General features: G+C 58.3%; 25 protein-coding genes. 16 read left to right on the forward strand and 9 right to left on the reverse strand.

All coding sequences use genetic code 11. The annotated features are described in order from the left end of the window. Window positions 1-26: 26 nt before the first annotated feature. Window positions 27-1,358, reverse strand: a complete 1,332-nt coding sequence (locus ACVWXF_RS00285; protein WP_457473407.1) for an NAD(P)/FAD-dependent oxidoreductase — start codon at window positions 1,356-1,358, stop codon at window positions 27-29. A 394-nt stretch (window positions 1,359-1,752) separates the two neighbouring features. Between ACVWXF_RS00285 and ACVWXF_RS00290 the strand changes: the two genes are divergently transcribed. From ACVWXF_RS00290 to ACVWXF_RS00305, 4 genes are all read left to right on the forward strand, one after another. Then, a complete protein-coding gene (locus ACVWXF_RS00290; RefSeq protein WP_457473325.1) occupies window positions 1,753-4,518 on the forward strand; it encodes a cation-transporting P-type ATPase in 2,766 nt (921 codons plus the stop codon). A 565-nt stretch (window positions 4,519-5,083) separates the two neighbouring features. Next, entirely contained in the window at window positions 5,084-5,536 is a 453-nt protein-coding gene (locus ACVWXF_RS00295) for an AbrB family transcriptional regulator (RefSeq protein ID WP_011432404.1), read from the forward strand. Between the two features lie 139 nt (window positions 5,537-5,675). Beyond that, window positions 5,676-7,079, forward strand: coding sequence for a 1-acyl-sn-glycerol-3-phosphate acyltransferase (locus ACVWXF_RS00300; RefSeq protein ID WP_457473326.1), 1,404 nt, complete (start codon window positions 5,676-5,678; stop codon window positions 7,077-7,079). Window positions 7,080-7,257: 178 nt separating this feature from the next. Then, window positions 7,258-7,461: a hypothetical protein gene (locus ACVWXF_RS00305; protein WP_041436260.1), complete on the forward strand. Its 204-nt coding sequence runs from the start codon at window positions 7,258-7,260 to the stop codon at window positions 7,459-7,461. A gap of 103 nt (window positions 7,462-7,564) precedes the next feature. Here the strand turns inward: ACVWXF_RS00305 and ACVWXF_RS00310 are convergent, their stop codons facing one another. Next, on the reverse strand, window positions 7,565-8,095 hold the full coding sequence (locus ACVWXF_RS00310; protein ID WP_011432401.1) for a hypothetical protein: 531 nt from the start codon (window positions 8,093-8,095) through the stop codon (window positions 7,565-7,567). Between the two features lie 26 nt (window positions 8,096-8,121). On the opposite strand from ACVWXF_RS00310, the gene ACVWXF_RS00315 reads away from it, so the two are divergent. From ACVWXF_RS00315 to ACVWXF_RS00325, 3 genes are all read left to right on the forward strand, one after another. Beyond that, entirely contained in the window at window positions 8,122-8,454 is a 333-nt protein-coding gene (locus tag ACVWXF_RS00315) for an OmpA family protein (RefSeq protein ID WP_414389111.1), read from the forward strand. Between the two features lie 119 nt (window positions 8,455-8,573). Next, window positions 8,574-9,686, forward strand: coding sequence for a hypothetical protein (locus ACVWXF_RS00320; protein ID WP_457473327.1), 1,113 nt, complete (start codon window positions 8,574-8,576; stop codon window positions 9,684-9,686). A 145-nt stretch (window positions 9,687-9,831) separates the two neighbouring features. Beyond that, window positions 9,832-11,085, forward strand: a complete 1,254-nt coding sequence (locus ACVWXF_RS00325) for an AI-2E family transporter (RefSeq protein ID WP_457473328.1) — start codon at window positions 9,832-9,834, stop codon at window positions 11,083-11,085. Window positions 11,086-11,157: 72 nt separating this feature from the next. On the opposite strand, the gene ACVWXF_RS00330 is transcribed toward ACVWXF_RS00325, so the two are convergent. Both ACVWXF_RS00330 and rnc read right to left on the reverse strand, forming a co-directional pair. Continuing rightward, on the reverse strand, window positions 11,158-11,385 hold the full coding sequence (locus tag ACVWXF_RS00330) for a hypothetical protein (RefSeq protein WP_457473329.1): 228 nt from the start codon (window positions 11,383-11,385) through the stop codon (window positions 11,158-11,160). Beyond that, window positions 11,382-12,104 (reverse strand): ribonuclease III, encoded by a 723-nt coding sequence (gene rnc / locus ACVWXF_RS00335; RefSeq protein WP_457473330.1) that lies wholly within the window; start codon window positions 12,102-12,104, stop codon window positions 11,382-11,384. The genes ACVWXF_RS00330 and rnc overlap by 4 nt, the downstream gene beginning before the upstream one ends. A gap of 154 nt (window positions 12,105-12,258) precedes the next feature. On the opposite strand from rnc, the gene ACVWXF_RS00340 reads away from it, so the two are divergent. Continuing rightward, the gene (locus tag ACVWXF_RS00340) at window positions 12,259-12,591 is read left to right on the forward strand and encodes a hypothetical protein (protein ID WP_457473331.1); all 333 of its coding nucleotides are present in this window, start codon (window positions 12,259-12,261) and stop codon (window positions 12,589-12,591) included. A 325-nt stretch (window positions 12,592-12,916) separates the two neighbouring features. Here ACVWXF_RS00340 and ACVWXF_RS00345 read toward each other — a convergent pair whose 3' ends face one another. From ACVWXF_RS00345 to lpdA, 5 genes are all read right to left on the reverse strand, one after another. Further along, window positions 12,917-13,192, reverse strand: coding sequence for a hypothetical protein (locus ACVWXF_RS00345; protein ID WP_099812344.1), 276 nt, complete (start codon window positions 13,190-13,192; stop codon window positions 12,917-12,919). An 87-nt stretch (window positions 13,193-13,279) separates the two neighbouring features. Then, window positions 13,280-14,365, reverse strand: coding sequence for an A/G-specific adenine glycosylase (mutY, locus tag ACVWXF_RS00350; RefSeq protein WP_457473332.1), 1,086 nt, complete (start codon window positions 14,363-14,365; stop codon window positions 13,280-13,282). An 85-nt stretch (window positions 14,366-14,450) separates the two neighbouring features. Next, window positions 14,451-14,588: a hypothetical protein gene (locus ACVWXF_RS00355; protein ID WP_011432392.1), complete on the reverse strand. Its 138-nt coding sequence runs from the start codon at window positions 14,586-14,588 to the stop codon at window positions 14,451-14,453. Between the two features lie 233 nt (window positions 14,589-14,821). Beyond that, complete coding sequence (locus ACVWXF_RS00360; RefSeq protein WP_457473333.1) at window positions 14,822-16,117, reverse strand: class I SAM-dependent methyltransferase; 1,296 nt, start codon at window positions 16,115-16,117, stop codon at window positions 14,822-14,824. Window positions 16,118-16,314: 197 nt separating this feature from the next. Further along, entirely contained in the window at window positions 16,315-17,697 is a 1,383-nt protein-coding gene (lpdA, locus tag ACVWXF_RS00365; RefSeq protein ID WP_457473408.1) for a dihydrolipoyl dehydrogenase, read from the reverse strand. A 125-nt stretch (window positions 17,698-17,822) separates the two neighbouring features. Between lpdA and ACVWXF_RS00370 the strand changes: the two genes are divergently transcribed. From ACVWXF_RS00370 to rpmA, 8 genes are all read left to right on the forward strand, one after another. After that, window positions 17,823-18,605, forward strand: coding sequence for an HAD family hydrolase (locus tag ACVWXF_RS00370; RefSeq protein WP_457473334.1), 783 nt, complete (start codon window positions 17,823-17,825; stop codon window positions 18,603-18,605). Then, window positions 18,602-19,456: a M28 family peptidase gene (locus ACVWXF_RS00375; RefSeq protein ID WP_457473335.1), complete on the forward strand. Its 855-nt coding sequence runs from the start codon at window positions 18,602-18,604 to the stop codon at window positions 19,454-19,456. The genes ACVWXF_RS00370 and ACVWXF_RS00375 overlap by 4 nt, the downstream gene beginning before the upstream one ends. 244 nt (window positions 19,457-19,700) lie before the next feature. Then, window positions 19,701-20,462: a ChaB family protein gene (locus ACVWXF_RS00380; protein WP_457473336.1), complete on the forward strand. Its 762-nt coding sequence runs from the start codon at window positions 19,701-19,703 to the stop codon at window positions 20,460-20,462. A gap of 153 nt (window positions 20,463-20,615) precedes the next feature. After that, window positions 20,616-21,551: a DnaJ C-terminal domain-containing protein gene (locus ACVWXF_RS00385; RefSeq protein WP_011432386.1), complete on the forward strand. Its 936-nt coding sequence runs from the start codon at window positions 20,616-20,618 to the stop codon at window positions 21,549-21,551. Then, window positions 21,548-21,829: a chaperone modulator CbpM gene (locus ACVWXF_RS00390; RefSeq protein ID WP_457473337.1), complete on the forward strand. Its 282-nt coding sequence runs from the start codon at window positions 21,548-21,550 to the stop codon at window positions 21,827-21,829. The genes ACVWXF_RS00385 and ACVWXF_RS00390 overlap by 4 nt, the downstream gene beginning before the upstream one ends. 43 nt (window positions 21,830-21,872) lie before the next feature. After that, entirely contained in the window at window positions 21,873-22,622 is a 750-nt protein-coding gene (locus tag ACVWXF_RS00395; protein ID WP_457473409.1) for a PRC-barrel domain-containing protein, read from the forward strand. 258 nt (window positions 22,623-22,880) lie between these two features. Next, window positions 22,881-23,306 carry a 50S ribosomal protein L21 gene (rplU, locus tag ACVWXF_RS00400; protein ID WP_011432383.1) on the forward strand — a complete coding sequence of 142 codons (426 nt, stop codon included), beginning with the start codon at window positions 22,881-22,883 and terminating at the stop codon, window positions 23,304-23,306. 76 nt (window positions 23,307-23,382) lie between these two features. Then, window positions 23,383-23,652: a 50S ribosomal protein L27 gene (gene rpmA / locus ACVWXF_RS00405; protein WP_011432382.1), complete on the forward strand. Its 270-nt coding sequence runs from the start codon at window positions 23,383-23,385 to the stop codon at window positions 23,650-23,652. Window positions 23,653-23,766 lie beyond the last annotated feature (114 nt).

Here is a 23,766-nt window from a genome sequence, read left to right on the forward strand (position 1 = left end):
GCTGGGGAGTGAGGGGATAGAAAGCCCTAGTAGCGGTGCACCAGCTTGTTGATGGGCTTGAAGATGTCTGCCTCAAACTTTTTGCCCTTGAGCATGCGGTTCCAATAGAGCCAGGGTAATAGATGCACCTTGGCTAGGTACATGGAGTAGCGCTCCCGCGTTGGGTCCAGGGGGAAGGAGGGAGCTAGCTTTGCATTGTAGGCAAACTCAGCCATGATCAGGGAGTTGTAGCCCGTAATCAAGGGGCAGCAGGTGTAGCCGTCGTAGCGGGCCACTAGCGGCTTCGACTGCATGGCGGCCAAGAGGTTTTCCGCCAGTACCGGCGCTTGCTTGCGGGCGGCAGCCGCCGTTTTGGACGTTGGCAGAGAAGAGGCATCTCCCAAGGAAAACACGTTGGGGTAGCGGGTGTGCTGCAGCGTTGCCTTATCCACATCCACCCATCCTCCCGGCCCGGCCAGGGGGCTGCGCTTGACAAAGTCCGGAGCGCTCATGGGCGGAGCCACGTGGATCATGTCGTAGTGCAGGCTCACCTCTTCTTTGCCATTGTCGGTGGTGACTTCAAAGATGGCTTCCTGAGTCTCAGGCCGGATGGCTTTGAGGTTGTGCTTGAATTTCACCTGGATCCCTCGCCGCTCTACCACCTTCTCCAGGGCAGCACTGTACTCCGGCACGGCAAAGAGAGTGGGAGTGGCTGTGCAAAAGAGAACCTTGGTGTTGACGCCAACCCCACTTTTGCTTTTGAAGACATCGTCGGCCAGGTACATGATTTTTTGGGGGGCGCCACCGCACTTGATTGGGGTAGCCGGGTACGTGAAGATGGCTGTTCCCCCCTTGAAGTTGCGGATGGTCTCCCAAGTGTAGGGGGCGTAGTCCTTGGAGTAGTTGCTGGTTACTCCTCCTTTGCCCAGCGCCTCCGGCAAGCCCTCGATCAAGTGCCAGTCGATTTGGATCCCGGGGGCCATTATGAGGTAGTCGTACTGAATAACCTGGCCGGTCTCGGTGATGACGCGGTTGTGATCTGGATCCAGCTCTGCCACTCGCGCTTGAATCCAGGTGGCTCCCTTGGGGATCACAGTCCTTTCGTCCCGGATAAACTTGGCCAGGGGGGCAATACCTCCCCCTACCAATGTCCAGCCGGGCTGGTAGTAGTGCTTGTCGGAGGGCTCGACAATCGCGATATCAAGATTGCGCTTGCGCTCCAGCAACTGGGCCGCTGCGCTGATGCCGGCAGCCCCTCCTCCCACTACAACAATTTGATGGTGAATGACAGGTTGCGAAGTTCTGGAGGTGGATCCCTCCACGCCAGGGCGCCCGTTCGTTTGGGTGGAGGCGGGTGGGGATTGGGTTTTGAGTTCCATTGGCTTAGTAGTCGTTGACACAGCAGTTTCCTCAAACAGAACTGAACTTGAGCTCAAGAAGCTGTTTAGTTTAATGCGGAAGAACCTGTTAAATGACAGCCAACAACCCCGAACTGGCAATCCGTAGAAGACTCTGCAAATTGCCAGCCTTCAGGAGCTGCAGCTGGGAAACAAGCGTAATCATAACACCCGATAAGAATATAGACATTTTTTCAAGCTGTCGAGAATTTGAGGCAAATCTTAGCCTAGGACTTAGGCTTTGTTGACGCTGGGGGGAACAGCGGCACTTCTGGGGGGTAGGCGGCGTCGGCTAGGCTGTGGACTGTACGAGGGATTTGCCGTTGAATTCACGGCTGGCTTTCAAGTTCTGTTGCGATTCAACTAGAGACCTGCGATGGCAAAATCCGTCTCCCCTGACTCATTGCCGGCAGCTCCCTGGCACGCCCTGCCCGAAGAGGAAGTTGCCCGCCAAATCGTTGCAGTGGATCTGCCTCTGGCGGCGCTTCTGGAACGGGGTCTGTCTCAAGCTGAGGTGATCCAGCGGCAGAAGCAATATGGCCCCAACGAGCTAAAGGCCAAGGCGGCTACCCCGGCCTGGGTGAAGTTTCTGCAGCAGTTCAACCAATCCTTGCTCTACATCTTGATGGTTGCCGGGGCGGTCAAGGCGTTTTTGGGATCCTGGCGCAATGCCATCGTGATCTGGGCGGTGGTGGTGATCAACGCCCTCATCGGCTACATCCAAGAGTCCAAAGCGGAGGAAGCGATCGCCGCCCTGGCCCGGTCGGTGGTGACGGAGGTTACTGTCATCCGGGAGGGGCAAAAACTGCGGGTGCCCTCGCGGGAGCTGGTGCCGGGGGATGTGGTGCTCTTGAGCTCGGGAGATAAGGTGCCCGCCGACCTGCGCTTGCTAAGCGTGCGCAACTTACAGGTGGATGAATCGGCCCTGACAGGGGAGTCGGTGCCGGTGGAAAAACGGCTGGGATCCCTGGCGGAAGACACACCCCTAGCCGACCGCCAGAACATGGCCTATGCCGGCAGCTTTGTTACCTTCGGCCAAGGAGCAGGGGTGGTGGTGGCCATTGGCAACCAGACTCAAACAGGCCGTATCTCGGAGTTGGTCGAAAAGGGGGGATCCCTGCAAACTCCCCTAACACGCAAGTTCGAGGAATTCAGCCTCATGCTGCTCAGGATCATCCTCAGCTTGGCCGGGCTCACCTTTTTGGTGGGATTGGCTCAGGGACAGGGGGCGGCCAGTGTCTTTGAGGCGGCAGTGGCGCTGGCGGTGAGTGCTATCCCCGAAGGCTTGCCGGCGGTAGTCACTGTAACCTTGGCGATTGGGGTTTCCCGCATGGCAAAACGCCACGCCATTATCCGCAAGCTGCCGGCGGTGGAGACCCTGGGCAGTGCTACGGTAATTTGCTCTGACAAAACCGGCACCCTCACGGAAAACCAGATGACGGTGCAGGCCATCTACGCCGGATCCCAGCTCTACCAAGTTACTGGCAGTGGCTACAGTCCTCAGGGACAAATCCTGGCCCAGGAGGGGGGTGATCCAGTGGAAGTGGAGCGGCTGCTGGCGTTACAGGCTTGTCTCTTGGCCGGTTGCCTCTGCAATGACACCCGTCTGCAACCCAAAGACAACGGCCAGTGGGAGGTGGTAGGGGATCCCACCGAAGCTGCCCTCATTGTGGCGGGCCAAAAGGCGGGTTTGGATATGGACGATCTGCAGCGCCGCCGCCCTCGCCTGGACAGCATCCCCTTTGAATCCGAGTTTCAGTACATGGCCACCCTGCACCGGCTGGGGCCAGAAGAGCATTGCCTCTATGTCAAGGGATCGGTGGAAGCCCTGCTGCCCCGCTGCCGCAGCCAGATGGGATCCCAGGGGGAGATCCAGCCTCTGGAAGAGGAGCGGATTCGCCAGCAGGTGGAGGCCTTGGCACGGCAGGGGCTGCGAGTTCTGGCCTTTGCCCAAAAAACTGTCCCCAGCAGCCAAACTCGGGTGGATCACCCAGATCTGCAGGAGGGTTTAATCTTCCTCGGTTTGCAGGGAATGATTGACCCGCCGCGGCCGGAGGCCATTGCCGCCGTGCGTTCCTGTCAAACGGCTGGGATGCAGGTGAAGATGATCACCGGCGACCACGTGCTCACGGCTCAGGCCATTGCCGAGCAGATGGGCTTGGGCGGTGGCAAACCAGTCAAAGCCTATAGCGGCCAGGATCTGGAGCGGCTCAGCCCCGAGAAGTTTGTTACAGCCGCCAATGAGGGATCCGTCTTCGCACGGGTGGTGCCAGAGCAAAAGCTGCGCCTGGTGGAAGCTCTGCAAGCGCGGGGGCAGATCGTGGCCATGACCGGCGATGGCGTCAACGACGCTCCGGCCCTAAAGCAAGCAGATGTGGGGATTGCCATGGGGCGAGGCGGCACCGAAGTGGCCAAAGCTGCTGCCGACATGATCCTGACCGATGACAACTTCGCCTCCATTGAGGCAGCCGTTGAGGAGGGGCGCACGGTTTACAACAACCTGCTCAAAGCCATTGCCTTCATCCTGCCGGTGAACGGGGGGGAATCGATGACGATTCTCCTCAGCGTGCTGCTCAACCGCGAGCTCCCCATTCTGGCCATTCAAGTGCTGTGGCTCAACATGATCAACTCCATCACCATGACGGTGCCTCTTGCCTTTGAGCCGAGCACAGGCCGAGAGATGACTCGCCCACCGCGGGATCCGAACGCCAACTTGCTCTCTCCTAGGCTGCTGCAGCGCATCCTGCTGGTGTCCGTGTTCAACTGGATCTTGATCTTCGGGGTTTTTGAATACATCGAACAAACCACCGGCAACCTTAACCTGGCCCGCACCATGGCCATCCAAGCGTTGGTGATCGGGCGCATCTTCTACTTGCTCAGCCTCAGCCAGGCCATTCCTACCCTGTTGGGCCGTGGACGTGCCAGCCAATTGGAGCGCCATGAGCGCCTCATGGATACAGCAGCCATTGCCATCGGCATTGGGGCGGCCATCCTGCTGCAGATCCTCTTCAGCCAGTGGAGCCTGTTCAACATTATCTTCGACACAGCACCCCTGTCTTGGGAGCAATGGGGCTTTTGTTTGCTGGTGAGCTTGCCACTCATCGTTGTCTCAGCGGCAGCCAATCGAGTGGATCCTGAATGAATAACTTGCTTTGGGCAACTCGCGCTCACTGCGCTCCCATCTGAAGAAGTGCCGAAGAGGGGATCCCTCAGCCATTACTCAGATGTAGCCGGCCTCTGCCAAGAGATAAAAATGCCTGCTGGCCTAGGTCTGATGGCATCCAGCTTCACACCGCTCTGGCTGTCTTTTCGACCGATTTGCGCAAGGCAATCACCATCTCAGCGGCGGTTTTTTGGAAAGTCGAGCCTGTTTTCTGGCTGTGATCAGAGTTTGGGGCAGCCGACGAGTGGGGATGAGGCTGTAGAAAGCGGTGAGTCGGATCTACACCGCGGTACTACCCCCAAGGCGATCTTTTGTCAGCTCCATCCACAAAAGCCCCAGCACTCTTCAGGGCTTGAGTTCTTTTTGCCCCCATCACCTTTTGGCAAGGGCAGGAACACCTCTTGAGGGAGACGAGGTTTTTCCTTCGGAGCTGCTGGCTCAAGGAACAAGAGAAAAACCTGTCTTCAAAAAAGTCTCAGACTTTCGGTTGCAGGAGTACATCACAAGGGTATGATCTTAAGAGAAGGATGTAGGACATTAAAAAATGTCAGATATACCACCACAACCTTTAACCGGGAAGGCTCTGCTGCAGAAGGTCGAAGCTTTGGGGCATCTTCCGCGCCGAGAAACGGCAAAGCGATGTGGCTATGTAACCATGACCAAGACCAACAAGCCTCGCGTCAACTTGAATGAGTTCTATGACGCGGTGCTGGCAGCAAAAGGTCTGAGCCTCAGCCCAAGTTCCAGCCGGGACAAGCGCGGTCGTGAGCCAACCTTTCGGGTCAGCGTTCACAAAAATGGGCAGTTGATCATTGGGTCGGCCTACACCGAAAAAATGAATCTCAAACCCGGGGATGAGTTCGAGATTCAGCTGGGTTACAAGCACATTCACCTCAAGCAAGTGCTAAACGGCCAGGTGGTGGAGGAGTCAACCCCAAGTAAAGAAGCTTCCCCCAAAGCGACTCGCGGTCGCCGGAAAAAAACTGCTGGGGCTTGAGCCGCTGCCGGGCCGGGAGTGAGGAGAAGGGATCCAGTTGACGAACTGTCACTGTGTGGCTTTCTTCTTGCCTTGCCCTCTTTAAGATGGGATCCAAAGCCTAGGTTCACCCTCTTTCTGACCCTAGATAAGGATCCCTATGCAACAGAAGGTTCAGCCACCCCTCAAGTTTTTGCCACCGCGATTGACGCCTTGGGTCGTTCGTTTTGCTCAAGCAGGCTTGCCCTTTTGGTTGCGATGGACCAAAGGGATCCCTCGCGTTGAAGTAGAGGGGGGAGAGCGTTTGGCTCAGCTTTATCAGCAGTTTGAGGCGGGCAAGATTCGCCTGCTGGTGGCGTTTCGACACCCGACCCTGGATGATCCCCCCTGCTTGATGTACTTGTTCGCCCATCTTCTGCCGCAGGTGGCCCAACGCCAGGGGATCCGCTTTCGGGGCCGGCCCCACGTTTTGTTTGTCTACGACCGCGGCCTACCTCTGTGGCTGGGATCCGTTGCCCGTTGGGGCTTGCCGCGCTTGGGCGGGATCCCGATTTTGCGAGGCCGTCTGGATCGGGCAGGGCTAAAAAGTTCTCGTGAGCAGTTTGTATCGGGCCAATATCCGCTGGCGGTAGCTCCAGAAGGAACGATCAACGGTATGAGCAGTCTTCTCAACCCGTTGGAGCCGGGGGTAGCCCAGATGAGCTTTTGGGCGGTGGAGGATCTGCACAAGGCGGGACGGCCAGAGCAGGTGCTGATCTTGCCGGTAGGCCTTCGCTATTCCTACCTGCGGGATCCCAGTGCCGCTCTGAATAGATTGCTCAGCCGCATGGAGGCCGATTGCAAGCTGCCGCCCACGCGCTCGGCTCACGCCGGTCAAGCCTTTTTGCTGGCCCGTATCCTTCGCTTGGGAGAACACCTGCTCCAGGTCATGCAGACCTTCTATGAGCGCTTCTATGCCCCTGCTCTTCCTGCTGCAGATAGAGCCCAAGTTAAAGAGGGGGATCTGTTGGCGCGTCTTCAAAGCTTGTCAGATCTGGCCCTGCGGGTGGCCGAGCAACATTTCGGCCTAGAGCCTCAAGGAGACTTCATCGAGCGGCGGCACCGCATCGAACAGGCGGGCTGGGCCTGGATCTACCGCGAAGATATTGCCGATATTGCTGGTCTCTCGGCTCTGGAGAGGGGGCTGGCCAATCGAGTGGCTGCTGAGGCCAGTTTTCACCTCTGGCACATGCGCTTGGCGGAAACCTTGATGGTGTTTGCGGTGCGCCCCATGCCCGAGCAGCCCAGTCTAAGTCTAGACGAGTTGGCGGAAACCGCCCTGCGCCTCTGGAGTCTGCTGGCTTGGATCAAAGGAGAAAATCCCGTCGGAACTGCTCCCCCCCGCTTGGGCCCCCGCCTGGCCCGTTTCAGCATTGGGGATCCCCTCTCGGTTTCCGAACGCTGGCCCGCCTACCAGGCCAACCGCCGACAAGCCGTACAAGCCCTCACCCAAGATTTACAAGCAGAAATGGAGCGGCTTATCAAAGGGATCCCGTGCTCTCCTGTGGCTCTTCCTGCTGCCTAACATGCCTGGTCGGCTCAGGGGCAAAAGGTATAACAATTCCTAAGACATTTTGTGAGATATTTCGTGAAAGTAAAACGAACTTTTGCATTATCTGACAAGCAGGTGAAGGAAAAGGGAAATTTTTGGCTCTTGGGGTAGAAAGGGGGCAGAAAGGAAGTGAGGCTCGTTGGCTTGGTCTATGTCTGATGAGCTGCTCCGCGCCATTCGCAGACGCGACCTGGAGGCCGCCACTTCAGCCGTGCAGCATTTGCGTTCTCGCCATTTAAGTGAAGCTGTGATCACCTCGATGGTGATGGTGGCCGTGGAGCGGTTGGCATGGGATGAAGGCGACCGGGCCGCCGCCAGTTGGTTACTGCGTCGCTGCTCCAGACGACGGCGCTGAAGGGATCCCCCCTGGCCCAGAGGTCATTGCGATACTTCCCCTTTCCCTGGATCCGAGGGGCTTCCCGTGTCAACCTGCCCACAAAGCCCTATCCGCAGAGGGATTAGCTTTCTTCCTTGCCCTTGTTCGGATCGTCGGGATGCTGTCGGTCTTCATCAAGGAACATAAGCCTCTGGCGAACAGCCAATCGGTACTCGGAGGTGCGCCGAGAGAGAGAAGTCCACGCTCCTGCGCTGCCCAATTTAGACTTCTGATATAGCAAGGACGCGCTGGGAGCGAAGCCAACGGTTTGGGCATCCCCAATGGCAGCCAGATCGGCGCTTAAGAAGACAAACTGCCAGCTCTCCTTCTCGGTTTTTTCCTTGATCATCTTCTCAATTTGCTCTTTGCGGAACTCGCGACTGGCATTCTCTTGCCCATCGGTTACCACAACCATCACAACCTTGGCCGGGCGATCTGCCTCGCTGAGTTCGCTGAGGCTCTTTTCTAGGTCGATGATGCCGCGCCCCATAGCATCCAGCAAGGGAGTAGAAGCTCGCGGCACGTAGGTCTCGCGGGTCAGCTCAGGGACCTCGGCAATTGGCTTGAAGCGGTGAATGACTTCATAGGGATCCTGGGAGTCGAACTGAACCAAGGTAAGGGTGGCACTTCCTCTACGGCATTCTCTTTGCCTATGACTCGGATCAAATCGAAGCGGCTGCCGAGCCCACCCTTGCCGAGATCGCCAAGCTGATGCGCGAGCGCACCAACCTCAGCATCCTCGTGGTCGGTCATACCGATGCGACCGGCAGCTTCGACTATAATCTGGGTCTCTCGCGACGCCGGGCCGAGGCGGTTGTCAACCGGTTGGTTCAGCTGGGTATCGAGCAACGTCGACTCTATCCGGTTGGTGTGGGGTTCTCTGCTCCTGTGGCCAGCAACACCACTGAGGAAGGCCGGGCGAAGAATCGCCGCGTGGAGTTGGTGGATCTGGCGGGTGGCAGAATCCCCTAGGGGAGAGTTTCTGAGTTTTGGCTCAGGGCAAGCATCGCCGAAACTCTGGACACTGCGGCTGCAGCGAACTAGTTTAGAGGCAACTCTTTACTTCTAAGCTACTTCAAGGGGTGGGATCCATGCTTAGGCCCAGTCTTCTGTTCTCCGGCTCGGCTTTGTTGGGTTTGCTGTCCTTGCCGTTTTTGATCGGCGAATGTGGCTGGTTGGCCTCGTCTCGGAAAGGGCGGAGTGCGGCCACTGAGGTTTCTCTGCAAGCTTGGGAGCACTCTCTGCCGTCATCCCAGACCTTGTTTGAAGATGAACCAGGTTCTGAATCTTGGCTCAGGCGGCAAGCCCAACTGCAAGAACGGGTACAACAGCTTGAGCAGCGCTCTCTCGCTCACCAGCAGCAGGTCTATCAATGGCTTGCGCAACAGGCAGATCCCCAGCCCGCCGGGGTTGTTGGCCGTTCCAACCCAAGCCTTGCCGTGCCGGCACGGCCTCGGCGTCAGGATCCCACTCTCTCTCAATCCTCTGCTCCGGCGGATCTTCCCAATGAGCTGGCGCGGCTAACCCAGTCCATCCAACAGGAGCCGGGAAATGCGCAGCTTTATCTGCAACGGGCGCAATACTTCTGGCGTCAGTCTCAAGAAGATCCTGCTGCTTTACCGCAGCCGGAGCATGCTTCTGCCATTGCTTACCTGATGCGCTCCGCTCTGCGGGATCTGGATATTGCCATTGCTTTGGATCCCTACCTGGCTGAAGCCTATTTGCTCAAGGCCAAAATCCAACACGAGCGTTTGCAAGAACCTAAGCAGGCTCTGGCAACCTTGTCTCCTCTGGATCGGATTGCCTATCACAACCCGCAACTGCACTTGATCCGCTCTCGCATCTGGGCCGAACAAGGCCATCTGGAATCGGCGTTTGATGTGTCGCATCTGGCGATTGAGCTGGCCAAGCAAAATCAAAGTGCTGCCGATCTTTTCGAGGCCTATGTCCATCGCGGCCTGATGTGGGCCAGCATCTGCGACTTCAATTTGGCCGTTCAGGATTTCAGCCGGGCTATCGAGGTGCAGCCCCAGCGGGCTGAAGGTTACTACCACCGCGGTATGGCGCGCGCTTACCAGGGAGAGGATAGGGCTGGTGCCGCTTCCGATTTGGGTAGCGCTTTGATGTTGTGGCAGGTTTCGGGCGGGGGATCCCCGGGGCTGCTGGAATATGTAGAAGCGGTGCGGAGGGAACTGTTGCGGTAGCTCAGCTCTGGCGGGGTTTTTGCTGAGGATCTGAAGCGCTGGGTTTGGGGTCTTTGCCCAGGAGCATTTGGCAAGTTCGTCCAAGCCAGGCCAGGATGGTAGAGCCATCTGTTACCTAGCCCCCTGAAGAGAACCCAGCCAAGTAATGAGCCGAAGACAACTGACCATCTCCGTATCCTCTGTAGCCCTGGTGGTGGCGACAGGGATGCTGTTGTTGCTGCTGTGGCAACTGCGCAGCTTGGTGCTGACGGTGATGATCGCGGTGGTGGTGGCGGCAGCGCTGGCTCCCCTGGTGGATCTGGCCGAGCGATTACGCATCCCCCGCTGGCTGGGGGTTGTGCTGGTGTATTTGAGCTTAATTGCCGGGATTGCCGGCTTGGCTCTGCTTATTGGCCCGACGGTGGCGACTCAGACCCAGCGGTTGCTGACGAGGCTGCCTTTCTATCTGGAGCAGTTGCAACTGTTGGTGGACACCTGGATTGCAGATCTGGCGGGGGTGGATCCGGCGGCGCTGGACTACTTAAACCAGTTGCTCGATCCTCAGTCGTTGATGAGCTGGGCAGTTCGCTCGGGACAACGGGTGCTGGTGCAGTCTTTCGACTTCACCCGCGGTTTGCTGGGCGGTCTGCTAACCACGGTGCTGACCCTCTTCATTTCCGGCTACATGCTGGTGAGCGGCTCTGACTTGGTGCGGGGCTTGGTGGAGCTGTTTCCTTATCCCTGGAATGACCGGCTGGCTCAGCAGGTACACCCGATGGCCCAGCGCATGGGGGGCTACATTCAGGGGCGGGTGCTGGTCTCTGCCATTTTGGGTGTGATGATCACCGTCTCGCTTCGCTTTCTGGGCCTGTCGGAGTTTGCTCTGGCGCTGGGGGTGATCGCCGGGTTTACCAACTTGATTCCCTTTATCGGGCCAGTACTGGGATCCCTGCCCGCCTTGGTGGTGGCAATCGTTCAGGGGGGCTGGACTTTTTTGTGGGTGCTGATCCTATATGTTGCCGTTCAAAACCTGGAAACTTATGTGTTGGATCCTCTGTTGGTGGGATCCTCGGTGCGGGTGAAGCCCTTGTATCAGTTGCTGGCGGTGCTGGGGGGCACCCAGTTGTTGGGTATTGTTGGGGCGGTGATCGTCCCCCCGTGGGTGGCGGGTATGGCGGTGCTGCTGGAGAACCTCTATCTGAAGCCCAAGCAGGAGGCAGAGGTTCGAGCCAGGCTGTATGCTCGGGCCACCGAGGCTGCTGGTTCTTTGGCTTTGCCGGGGATGGATTCTGCCGACGCGAGCAACCCAGAGCCATCTTTTTCCTCTGGTCCGAATGGCTCTTCAAATGAGCCGGAAGAGTTGCCACAGGAAGAAAGTCTCTCGCCTGCGGATCCCGTAGCCGGAAGAAGTCCTTATTAGCAAGCTTCTCATCTATTCGCCTCTCTCCGCTCTCGGAGAAGGGCTGCTGTGGTTTTGGGTAGGGTGCACATCTCAGCGGTGACGGGCATCGAGGATGAACAGAGCACTACCTACGACGAACAGGAGGCTGGCTCCTATCCCCAGCAGGGTTTGGACAACCTTGAGATTGAGAAAGGCTGGAGCTGCTGGATCCCACAGAGAGGGTTCACTGCCCAAGGTCATCACCTCGCTCACCGCAAACAGGCTGCTCCCCAGCAAAAACAACCAACTGGCCAACTCGTAGCGGTGGTTGCCTCTCATGTCTGCTCCGACTGCAAGTGTTTGTAGGCTTGGGCAGCGGCGGCCATTTCCGCAGCCTTTTTCGAGCGACCTTCACCGCGGCCCCAGCACCGCCCTTGCCCCCAAACTTCCATGGTGAAATGGGGGGGATGTTCCTGGGCGGCCACCAGGCGGTATTCCGGCAGGCTGCCCCAAAGGCGTTGGGTCAGTTCTTGCAGGGCTGCTTTGGGGTTGCGCCGAGTGGGGTCTTGAAACCACTGCTCCACTCGTCGGTGTAAGTAGGGATCCAGCCAGGGATGCAGCCTGGGCAGCGTGTAAATACCCCAACTGAGATAAAAAGCCCCAAGCAGAGCCTCGAAAGCATCCGCCAGCCGCCGACCCCGTCCGGCCAAGTCGTTTTGCGAGCTGGATCCCACCTCGAGGTAGCGATCCAAGCCGTGCAGATCCGCCAGTTCTGCCAGGTAAGCATCGCTGGTCAGGTCGGAGCGAATCGCGGTCAGCTCTCCCACCGACAGATGGGGATAGGACTGAAACAAGAATTCCGTAACCAAAATCCGCAGGACAGAATCCCCCAACAACTCCAGCCGATCGTTGTTCCGTCGGCCATCCAGAGAAGGGTGAATCAGAGCCTGATCCAGCAGATCCCAACGCAGCTGCTCCAGCAAAGCCGGATCCCTGAATCCAAGACGAGCCAGCAAATGCTCCAAGGCACGACGGCGGGACGGGATCAACTCAACCATACCATCAGGATACTGACGTTGCCTCAGCGGTTAGAGCTGCACAGCTTAGGCCCATTTTGACCTGGGCCATCTCACCCAGGCCAGGATCCCCGCTCAGGCGGTAAGCCAGCTATGCTACAGGAGTAGTATAGGCTTTTCGAGGGAGGATCCCTGCATGCCCGTTCGCGCCCATTCCCCCATTCCCACGACCCAGATGGAAGTGACCAGCATTCGGCTGGAACGTGAGCTGAAGCAGCGACTGAAGGCGTTGGCCGGAAATCAGGGTTACCAGGCCCTCATACGGGAAATTCTTTGGAGCTATGTCCTACGCCACTCCCAAGGGGCTGCTGCCCTCAGTCCTGAGGATATTCGGGCCAGCTTCCCGGCCACGGCCCACCAAGCCCAATGCTGCGCTCTCACCGGACGGGCCATTCAACCGCAGGAGCCAATGTTGCTGGGGTGGACCACCGATGGGAAGTTTGTCGCCCTCAGCTCCTCCTGCTTTTAAGTTTTGGAGTCTCTGATACATTCACGCTGAACTCTCCTGAACATGGTTCAGGAAAGAAGCGATCGCATCCTGCCTATCTCTGAGCAGGAAGGCGGTATCCCGCAAAGCCCTGAGGAATACCCCCCGAGCGCTTTCCCCCTTCACTTCCCGGCAACCGTTGCGGTGGACTCAAGGATCAGGGGGAAACTTGGTCTACTATATCCCTCTCAATGACTTTTGCCAAACCGCCCAAAGCTCAGTAAATTCAGCAAAGTTCAGGGTTTTGGGGGTTAGAGGCATGCTCTCCAGTTGGCGAAAGGCTCCACCCGCCACGAATGCCACCCCTTTAGACGCCACGAAGTTCTCGATATTTTCTGGCCCGTTCCTCGGCTGGATCGGGGGCTTGAGCTTTGGCAACTGCCTCCTCCAGTTGGGCCATCACCGTCTCTGCCGGTTCAGCGGAGCGGACGACATAAAACATTAGGTTAATGGCTTCGTTGGCCGTCAGTTTGAGGGTTTCTTTTCCTTTGGGCACCAGCGCGATCTTGCCATCTGTGGTTGTGATGGCTGTATGGGATCCCTTAGCCAGAATCTCCCCCGCTTTTTCCAGAGTGACAAGCATATCCGTAGCTCACGGCAGCAGGACATCTACTATCCTATCGAATGTCTTGGGGCAACTGCTCCAGAGGGGCCCAAGCCATTTGGCAGATTAGGTGTGTTCAAAGGTGTTCCCATGCTCCGCCAGCCAAGCATGCAAGTGGGGAAACAACTTTTGATTGGCTCCCGGGAAGGGAAATTCCGACAGCTCCGCCGGGCTGACCCAGCGCACCTCACTACATTGCAGGGCTTGGGCTTCTCCGCCCAGGTAGCGGCAGATAAAAGCAATAAGAGTAACGGTGAAATGGGTATAGGCATGTTCGATGGTGGCCAGCGGTGCGACCACCTCGATATCGATGCCGATTTCTTCTTTTACCTCCCGTACTACACACTCGGCAGCCGTTTCTCCCGGCTCGATTTTGCCTCCGGGAAACTCCCACAGCCCACTGAGCATCGAGCTTTCCAGTCGTCGATCGATAAGGATTTCTTTTCCCCGCAGAACAATGGCAACCGCGATTTGCTTGTGAGGACGAGAGGCACGGGGTGCAGACATAGGCAATTGTTGGTGTTGACCTCGATTGTAGGCGCTGCAATCCGCTTGCCAAGGGCACCGGCCACAGTGAGGCTTTTTGGGACGACAGACGGTAGCTCCCAAATCCATCAGGGCTTGGTTAAAAGCCCGTGGCTGCACGGGATCCAACAATTGCTCGGAAAGCTGCCACAGCAGGGACAGACACTGGGACGGAGGCTGCTGCAAAGCCACCAAGCGAGCCAGCACCCGCTTGACGTTGCCATCCAAAATGGGCAAAGGCTGATCGAAGGCAGCGCTGAGAATGCCGCCAGCCGTGGTGCGCCCGATCCCCGGCAGAGCCAGCACCTGCTCCAAATCCCTGGGGAACTCGCCGTTCCGTTCCCGCACCAGGATTTGGGCGGCTTTGTGCAAGTTCAGGGCCCGCCGGTAGTAGCCTAGGCCCTCCCACAGTTTCAGCACCTGCTGCTGGGGGGCTGCCGCCAATGCTGGGATCCCGGGCAGGGTTTGCATCCAGCGCTGAAAGTAGGGGATAACTGTTGCCACCTGGGTTTGCTGTAACATCACTTCCGAAACCCAAATGGCGTAAGGATCCCGGGTGCGGCGCCAGGGCAGATCCCGCCCGTGTTCACGGTACCAACGCTGAAGAGACTGCCGCAAGCGTTGCAAAGAAGCCTCGTCCCACTCCCCTCCTTTGCTCGGAAGGCTGGCAATGTAGGAAAAACTGACCTCGGCTTCTGATATGGGCTGAGACTCAAGCCGCGTAAGCAAAGTGCAAAGCCCACCAGATCAGGGCCGAAACCACACCGGCCACAATTCCTGCCGAGATCAAAACGACAATTGGGCTATCTGCCCCCTTGAACTTCATAATGCCGCGATTGTAGTCAGCCATCCTTGCCTCCTACCAGCTCTGGCGTTGGGGTTGTCAGGGATGTTGATCGGGATCCAGATCTGCCAGCTCTATTCACAGGGAAAGCTGTGGCGAAGATGTCCCAGTAGAGGTGCTCCGCACCGCCGGCGCAAACATGCCTGGGGAGAAGCACCGTCCTCGGTCATGCATGATACAACCTTAGCATGGAACAGACTTTGACCCTGGTGATTTGGACTGTTTGGAATAACCAGAAGCTAGGCAACCCGCAGGACTAACCGGTCTGCTTCCCACTGTCGAAATAGGTTGAGAAGGTGGTCGGCTCTCTCTTCATGGGCAGCCAGGATCTCAGCGCCAGAACGGGCTTGATTGGCCAAGGGCAGCAGCAGCTCCACCACTTGGTAGCGGGTAGAGGCTATCATCTTGCCCGGGATCCGGGCGATAGGCCAGAAAATATCCATCTTCTGGGTCAGGATCTGGGCCGGATCCAGCTTGCCCAACAGATCTGAAAAGGGGATTTTTTGATCCCAGTAGCGCACGCTGCCATAGCGGACGAACAAGGGGTTGAGTTGCCAGCGGGAGCTCTTAAAAAATTCGACTGTAAAGGGATCCCAGTGGTCCACCTTTTTCCCTTGATGGCAACACCAGAAGAGATTTTGCGTGTGATACAGAGGCTCCAGATACTCCATGACCCGCAGTTGGTCGATGCGAGCAAGGGCCTCGTAGCGGCGATGGAACTCCGGGTGGGTGGCGGCAATCAACGGCCTGGCATTCCAATAGTCCAAGTAGGGGGCTACATCGATAAACTCCAGCCCGGCTTGGGCAAGCAAGTCGGGAATCTCGCCGATGTCGAAAGGAATATCATTGGCATGGAAGAAATTATCGACAATGTTTTCATCTTGTCCATAGTATTCTTGGTGAGCCTTGGCGTGCTTGGCCAAAAGGGAATTGGGGCTGGCTCCCTTCAGCAGTTGCCGCACAAATTCGATCTTTTCTGGGGTTGCAGGTGGGGTGATGCCCAACAACTCCAAGGCTCGCCGAATGCGGTACAGATGCCAACGGCCTGAACGGTTGTAGAGCATCAGCGCCATCACCCCATCGGGAGCCAACCGCGATGCCAGATTGCTCAAAGCCTTCACCGGATCTGCAGTGTGGTGAATCACGCCGTAGGAGCTGATCATGTCGAAGCTGCCTTCGGGCCAAGTAGAGGGATCCATCAGATCCCCGTACTGCACCGAACAGTTGCGCAGGCCGTGGTGCTTAATTCGCTTTTGGGCAATCTCTAGGGCCGGGCGGCTGATGTCGATCCCGACCACCGAACCATAGCCGGGGTTGCTGGCGGCAATGCCATGCACTTCCCAGCCGGTGCCACACCCGGCCACCAAAAACCTGGATCCTGTGGGCTCTTGCAAGGTGCGGGTGCGGGCGTACTGCGCCAAGGTATAGCTGCCCAGACTGGAGAAGCCCTCAAAGGGCCGGTCGTAAGGAATAGGAGGATAGGGGAAAGTCTCGTACTGGGCCTGCACTGCCTGGGTAATCTCGGCTTCGCTCACCAAAAGCACTTCCTCCCACGCGTTCCCCCCCCATCCTAAGGTCTTCTTGACGCTTTGAGCCGGGAGATCTTGCTGGGTTGCCCGTCTGAGAACCTGGCCCTTCACAGCCTGGTTGTAAACCCCGCCGGAGGCAGAGCGGGCGGGACGGAGTCCTCACAAAACCGAGTGAGGCAGGCGACCCTCTGCCGAGCCGTTGGCTAAGGCCCTGCCAGAGCGTGAGCTGCCCGCTTGTAGGCTTCCTCCAGCGTCTCTGCCAAGGTGGGGTGAACGTGCACCAAGCCGGCCAGTTCTCGCACCGTGGCCCGGCGAGCAATGGCCTGAGCTGCCTCGTGAATCAAATCCGCCGCATGGGGCCCGAAGATATGGGATCCCAGCAGTAGGCCGGTGCTCTTGTCAAAGACCAGCTTGACCATGCCCTCTGTCTCTCCCGAAGCAATGGCCTTGGAGTTGCCGCCAAAGTAGGTGCGCACCGTGCCCACGCTGTAGCCTTCCTCCTTGGCCTGAGGTTCGGTCAGCCCCACAAAACCCATTTCCGGGTGGGTGAACACCGCGGCCGGGATGCTGAGGTAGTCCATGTAGGCAGTACGGCCACAGATGTTTTCCACGGCCACTCTCCCCTGAGCTGCCGCCGCGTGAGCCAACATCATCTTGCCGGTCACATCCCCAATGGCCCAGAGGTGAGGCAAATCGGTGGCCATGCGGCTATCGACGGGGATGAACCCCCGTTTGCCGGTGTCGATGCCCAGCTCGGCCAAGCCCAGCCCCTCTGAGACCGGGATCCGACCGGCAGCCACCAAGCAGCCATCCACCTGCAGCGTCTCGCCGTTGGAGAGGTGAATCGTTACTGGCTGGCCAGGGATCACCTGCTTGGCCGTGATCCCCACGTAGGTCTGGATTTGCCTGGGCTTAATCAGCACCCGCTGGGCCAGGCGGGCAATATCGGGGTCAAAGGCCGGCATCAGGGTCTCCAGGGCTTCGATGAGGATGACCTGGGATCCCAAGGCAGTGTAGATGTCGGCAAACTCCTGGCCAATGTAGCCACTGCCGATAATCGCTAGGCGCTCCGGGATCCACTCCAGCCGCACCGCCTCGTCGCTGGTGAACACCGTCCGGCCATCCACCTCGATGCCAGGGGGCACAAAGGGGCGGGAGCCCGTAGCAAGAATAACATCCTGTGCCGTGTAGGTGTGGGATCCCTTCTCTTCCTGGACTTCCACCTGCTGGGGTGCCACCAACTTGCCCCGCCCTCTCAGGATTGTTACCCCCAGCCTCTCCAGGGAGCGGGTCATGTCGGCGCGGATCTTCTCCACCACTTGGGCAGCATGATTGGCAATAGCCTCTCGGTTCACCTGAAGGGATCCCACTTGGATGCCCAGCCCAGAGCTATGTTGCAGTTCCCGCAGGCGTCCTGAGGCGGCCAAGAGAGCCTTGGAGGGGATGCAGCCGCGGTTGATGCAGGTGCCGCCCATTTCTGCACCTTCGACGATGGCGGTTTTCAGGCCGGATTCGACCGCATGCAAAGCAGCGCCGTGACCGCCGACGCCGGCACCGATGATGATCAAGTCAAAATCGAAGCTCATGGCGAGATTGGATAACCGGTGCTTCATTCTCTCATCTTGTCGGCCTTCCCAGAAACCAGGCTGAGAGCACCCAAACCATGGGGTAGCATAGGGTCGCTTGTAGCTGGGGGGGAGCGGGGGTACGCATGGAACTGCAAGCTTTGATTTTCGATGTGGACGGCACGCTGGCGGACACGGAGCGGGATGGCCATCGCGTGGCCTTTAACGCTGCCTTTGCCGAGGCAGGGCTGGACTGGCACTGGTCGGTGGAGCTCTACGGCCAACTCCTGGCCATTACGGGGGGCAAAGAGCGCATTCGCCATTTCGTTGCAACCTGCCAGCCGCCGCTACCCCCTGGTGAAGATTTAAATGCCCTCATTGCCCGGCTGCACCAGGCCAAAACCCGCCACTACACTGCCCTATTGGCCCAAGGGGGGATCCCACTCCGCCCAGGGGTGAAGCGCCTCCTGCAGGAGGCCAGAGCTGCTGGGATCCGCTTGGCCATTGCCACCACCACCACGCCGGAAAATGTAACAGCCCTTTTGGAGCACACACTGCCGGAGAGCCTAAGCTGGTTTGAAGTGATTGCTGCCGGAGATGTGGTCCCCGCCAAAAAGCCTGCTCCCGATATTTACCACTATGTTCTGGAGCGAATGGGGCTGCCCCCTCAAGCCTGCCTGGCCTTTGAAGACTCGGAGAATGGGCTGCGCTCGGCCCAGCAGGCCGGTATTCCCACTGTGGTGACGGTAAACGACTATACCCGGGATCAGGATTTTTCCGGGGCGGCTCTGGTGCTGGATCACCTGGGGGAGCCTGAGGATCCGTTTCGGGTGTTGGCGGGAACGGTGGGATCCCACCGCTACTTCACCCTGGAGTTGGCCCGACAGATCCATGCTCAAGTTGCCCGGTCTGGAGTGGGAAGCTCATGATGGCGTCAGATCTCCAAGACCTGCGGCAGCGCCTAGAGGCTCATCTGCAGCAAGTGGCCCAGCCCCGGGATCCCGACTGGTCGCCCTTGGGCCATAGCCAAGTGGAGCGCTACATCCAAGAGCAGCTTTCTAAGTGGGGATCCCTGGAGTCCTTCCCCTTTGAGGCCGGTGGCCGCCTGCACCGCAACTGGATCTTGAAATTGCCGGGATCCCGTTCTGGCCGCCAACCCATCCTCATCGGAGCCCACTTTGACGCTGCCCCGGCAACCCCTGGAGCAGACGACAACGCCAGCGGCATAGCGGTGTTGCTGGAATTGGCCCGCCATTTTGCCGCCAACCCTGCCCCTTCCCCCCTGTGGCTGGTGGCTTTTGACCTGGAGGAGCGGGGAATGGTGGGCAGTGGGGCTTACGCCCAGTTTCTTCAACGTCAGAGGCAATCCCTACGGCTGATGCTGTCTTTGGAAATGCTGGGCTACCGGGATCCCACCCCCGGATCCCAACGCTACCCCGCTGGCCTTGAGAAGCTCTACCCCAACCGGGGAGATTACATCGGTCTCATCGGCAACTGGCCCACCTGGGGGGATCTGCTCAAGCTGCAGCGTGATTTTCAAAAAGCGGGGATCCCTTGTTGCTGGCTGCTGGCCGGGCAGCGAGGCTTGATCCTACCTGCCACTCGCCTGAGCGATCACTCCCCCTTTTGGGATGCGGGTTACCCTGCCGTTATGGTTACCGACACCGCTTTCTTGCGCAACCCTCACTACCACAAGCCAAGCGACACCCTCGAAACCCTAGATCAAGACTTCCTGACGGGGGTCTGCCAGGGCTTGATGGCCGGGATCCGCTCGCTGTAGCTCTTCCAAACACCACAGTCGTTCCGGCAGCAAGTAGCATGCGTTGAATCCCAACTCCCCTCTCCTGGAAGGAGGCCAGGGGTAAGGATGGAATTGGCATCCTCAGTACGGAGATTTCTCCAGGGGGTTCGCGATTCTGCGACCGAGTCCTTTGCTGAAGAGGGGAGACAATAGACGAGAGTAGTAGCAGGGAAAAGGTTAAAAAACCTGCCTTGGCACTGTAAAACTCAGCAGGAGATTGCGTATGAGCGCTTTTGCCCAAGCTCCCAAAAAGTGTGTTTCCGCCACCTTCAAAGAAGAGAGCAAGCTGCGAGAGTGTATCCAGCGGCTTTTGAACCGTGGCATTCCCAACGATCGCATCTCCATTATTGGCCGCAACTTTCAAACCGAAGCCAAAATTACCGGGTTTATCACCCGCAAAGAGGTGGTTCTGGACGGTCTGACCAATGGGGCCATCTATGGATCCCTGTTCGGATCCCTGCTGGGGCTGCTCACTGGCGTGGGGGTGCTGTTCATTCCCTTTTTGGGGGCAGTGGTGGCCGCTGGGCCTCTGGGAGCCGCTTTGTTGGGGGCAACGGGCGGCGCTTTGTACGGAGCACTGGGAGCGGGCCTGGGATCCGCCCTGATTGCCTTGGGTATGCCGCAGGAGAAAGCCGCCATCTACCAAACCCGGGTACAGGCGGGCGAGTTCTTGTTGGTGGTGCAAGTACCGGAAGAGAAGTCGGGCGAAATTTACTGGCTGCTGCAGAGTGCTGGCGGAGAGGAAGTTTCCATTGCCGACTTGAACTTGCCCGGTGAGCCAGAGGGAGACTTAACCCCAGAGAGCATCTCGCCGGAAATCCGCGCTGACCTCTCGGAAGAAGCGCAGCAAACCTTTGTGGAAGCCTACAACCAAGCCAAACAAGAGAGCAATAACTCCACCCATGCACTCCTCAAAGCTTGGGAAAAGGTCAAGCAAATTTTCACACGAGATGAGAAAGGGATCTTCTCCAAACGCAAGCCCTAGCCCAAAAAGTTTCCGAAGTAGCGAGAGCACAGTAAAGCGCCATCTCGCCGCTCTGCCTGTACGTGTTCTGGGTCTGCTCCAATTTTTTAGCTGCAACCTTATATCCTGAGAATAGCCCGAAAAACTCTAACCTAACCTTGCAGGGGTGAGCCTATGGCTGCGAGTGACTTCAAGGATTATTACAAGATCCTGGGCGTCAGCAGAGATGCCTCTGCCGAGGAAATCAAGCGCGTCTATCGCAAGTTGGCCCGCCAGTATCACCCCGACGTGAACCCCGGCAACAAGGCGGCAGAGGAACGCTTTAAGGAGATCAACGAAGCCTACGAGGTGCTCTCTGATCCAGAGAAGCGGCGGCGCTACGACCAGTTTGGGCAGTACTGGCAGCGGGTGGGTACTGGTTCTGCTGCTGGAATGCCGGGCATGGAGGGCTTCGCCCAATACGCCAGCTTCGAGGAGTTTATCAACGAGCTGCTGGGCCGTATGGGCTCCCGCCGCAGCGGGTTCCAGGGCTTCGCCGGCGGCTTTGGGCCGTTTGTTTCGGTGGATTTGCCGGGGCAGGATGTGGAGGGCACTCTGGGTCTCAGCTGGGCAGAAGCTTTCCACGGCACCCAGAAACGGCTGAACCTAGATGGAGAAACGCTAACCATCCGCATTCCCCCCGGCGCTAAGCCGGGCAGTCGCATCCGCGTCAAGGGCAAAGGCCAGGTCAGCCCCTTTGGCGGGCCAAGAGGGGATCTCTACCTCACTTTGGAGCTGCCCCCCCATCCCTTCTTCCGCTTTGACGGAGACAACCTGCTCTGCGAGCTGCCCATTACTCCTGACGAGGCGGCTTTGGGAGGGACGGCGGAAGTTCCCACCCCTACGGGTCGCGTGCAACTGAGGATCCCTGCCGGGGTAGACAGCGGCCAAACCCTGCGGCTGCGCGGCCAAGGCTGGCGGGATCCCCAAGGCCAGCGGAGCGACCTGCTGGTGCGGCTGAAGGTGGTGGCACCCAAATCCCTTTCCCAGACCGAACGGGATCTCTACGAAAAGCTGCGGCAAAGCCGTAGCTGGGATCCCCGCGCCCACTTGCAGGAGGTGAGTCTATGAGTTTGGCCATTGTGCGGGTAGAAGAACGGCTCTATACCTTCGAGCAGGCCACGGAACTGCTGGGGATCCCTCCCCACCTGCTGGAATGGCTGCTGGATCAGGGCTTAGTGGAGGCCGAGAGCAGCTACCTGACCCCCCAACAGCTCAGGCGGTTGTTGCAAATGAGCCGCCTACACCGAGACTTGGGGCTTAACTGGACGGGGGCGGCGATGGTCTTGGACATGGCTCAGGAAATTGCCCGGCTCAGGGGGCAACTGCGCCACTACCGCGGATTTTGAGGCTGCCCAGCTAACCCATCAAGGAGATAACTCGATGAACCCTATGGAACAGATCATCCGACGTAGCCAAGTGGTGGGCCTGCTGGCCCTCGATAGCAGCACTGCTACCGCCTTGGGCACTGTAGAAGAAGTCTGGGTTGACCCAACAGGGCGGGTATGCTACTTCACCAGCCAGCAGGGGTACACCCCCCTGGAGCAGATTTCTCTCATCGGGCCAGACGCGCTGCTGACCTACTCTACCGTTTTTGCTACCCCCCTAACCCCCATCAGCTCTCTTTACCGTCGCACAGTGCGCATTGGGAATCGAGAGGTCGGCTGGATTGAGGATTTTCTCTTTGACTGGGAGACCGGATCCATTGCCGCTTATATTCTGGGTGGCAGCATTGCCGAGCCTTGGGGGGGGCGGGCTGTTCTCCTGCCTGAGGACGTGGAAGCCATTGATGTGGACGCGGTGGTGGTCAAGGAGGATGCTCCGCAGCGGCTGAAATCGGAAGCAGAAGGCTTGAAGAACTTTTGGAGCGAAAAATCTCGGCAGGTGAAACAGCTTATCCAGCGCATGGGGGATCGCCTCAAGGCGTTGGTTGGCCCCCAGGATCCGCCCGAGGTGGTGCGCGTCAAGGTGAAGCAGGTGCGGGACGAGCTGGCCAAAGGGGGCAAGTTCGATCTCTCCCTACTGGACGAGGCGGTAGAGTTTCTGCAACACAAGTGGGAAACCTGGCAACATCGCCTCAGCCGCGCCGCTCAGCGCATGCAGGCTGCCCTTCAGGCTGCTTGGGAGAAGCTGACCGAATAATTTTTCAACCTCTAGCCTACGGTCGCTACAGATGCTGCGAAGTTGATTCTTAACTCCCCTCTCCCTCTAAGGGGGCTGGGGGTGAGGGTCAGCAGCAGGGGGATTCTGTCCCACTGCTCGACCGGAACTGTTGCAAGCCAGTCCTCGACCAAACCCAGCTGACGGACGGCGGCTTTTTCGGCTACGATCTAAGATCGCTGTCAATGCTCGGATCAGGTTTCAAGACCCCCGCAGGGCACCTGTACGGCAGGGAGAAAGATGACTTACGCAATTGTGGAAACCGGCGGTAAGCAGCTTTGGGTGGAGCCGGGGCGTTTTTACGAGGTCGATCGCCTGGCGGAAGTGGAGGAGAACAGCCCCTTCGATTTGTCTCGTGTGCTGTTGATCAACCACGAGGGACAAATCACGTTGGGGCATCCCTACGTTTCGGAGGCGGTCGTCAGGGCACGGGTTTTACAGCATCGGCGCGGCGATAAAATCATCGTCTACAAGATGAGGCCAAAGAAAAAGACCCGCAAAAAGAGGGGTCATCGGCAACCGCTGACCCGTCTGCTGATCGAGTCTATTGAACTCAATGGGGTGCCCCTAGCCACGGCACCATCCCGTACGGAAGCGGCTCCAGAGTCTAACCCAGAGGCAGCCCCTTCGGCAGCGGCGACAGGGATCCCTGCGGATGAGGAATAAACTCTGAACTCAGGTGTCCCGAATCCCGATTTTTTTATCTCGTTTCTGTTGATCACGCAGTTGCATAGGAGGCGTTATGGCTCATAAGAAGGGAACGGGCAGCACTCGCAACGGTCGAGATTCCAATGCCAAGCGGCTGGGGGTGAAGCGCTATGGGGGCGAGCTGGTGCATCCCGGCCACATTCTGGTCAGGCAGCGGGGCACCAAGTTTCACCCAGGGGTGAACGTGCGCATCGGCGGCGACGACACCTTGTATTCTGTGGTCACCGGCATTGTGACTTTTGAGCGCTATGGCAAGTGGCGGCAAAAGGTGAGTGTCTACCCAGCTGAGGTGGCTGCCCAGTAGGGAAAGGCCCAGCTTTGAAACTGCCTGGGAAAGTTTCTTCCGCAAGAGAAGATTCTCGCTTCTGTCGACCAAGCTGCTTGCCGGGCTGAAAACTGTCTGCTCCAGAGCAGACAG

This window comes from Thermostichus sp. MS-CIW-40 (genome assembly GCF_054058315.1).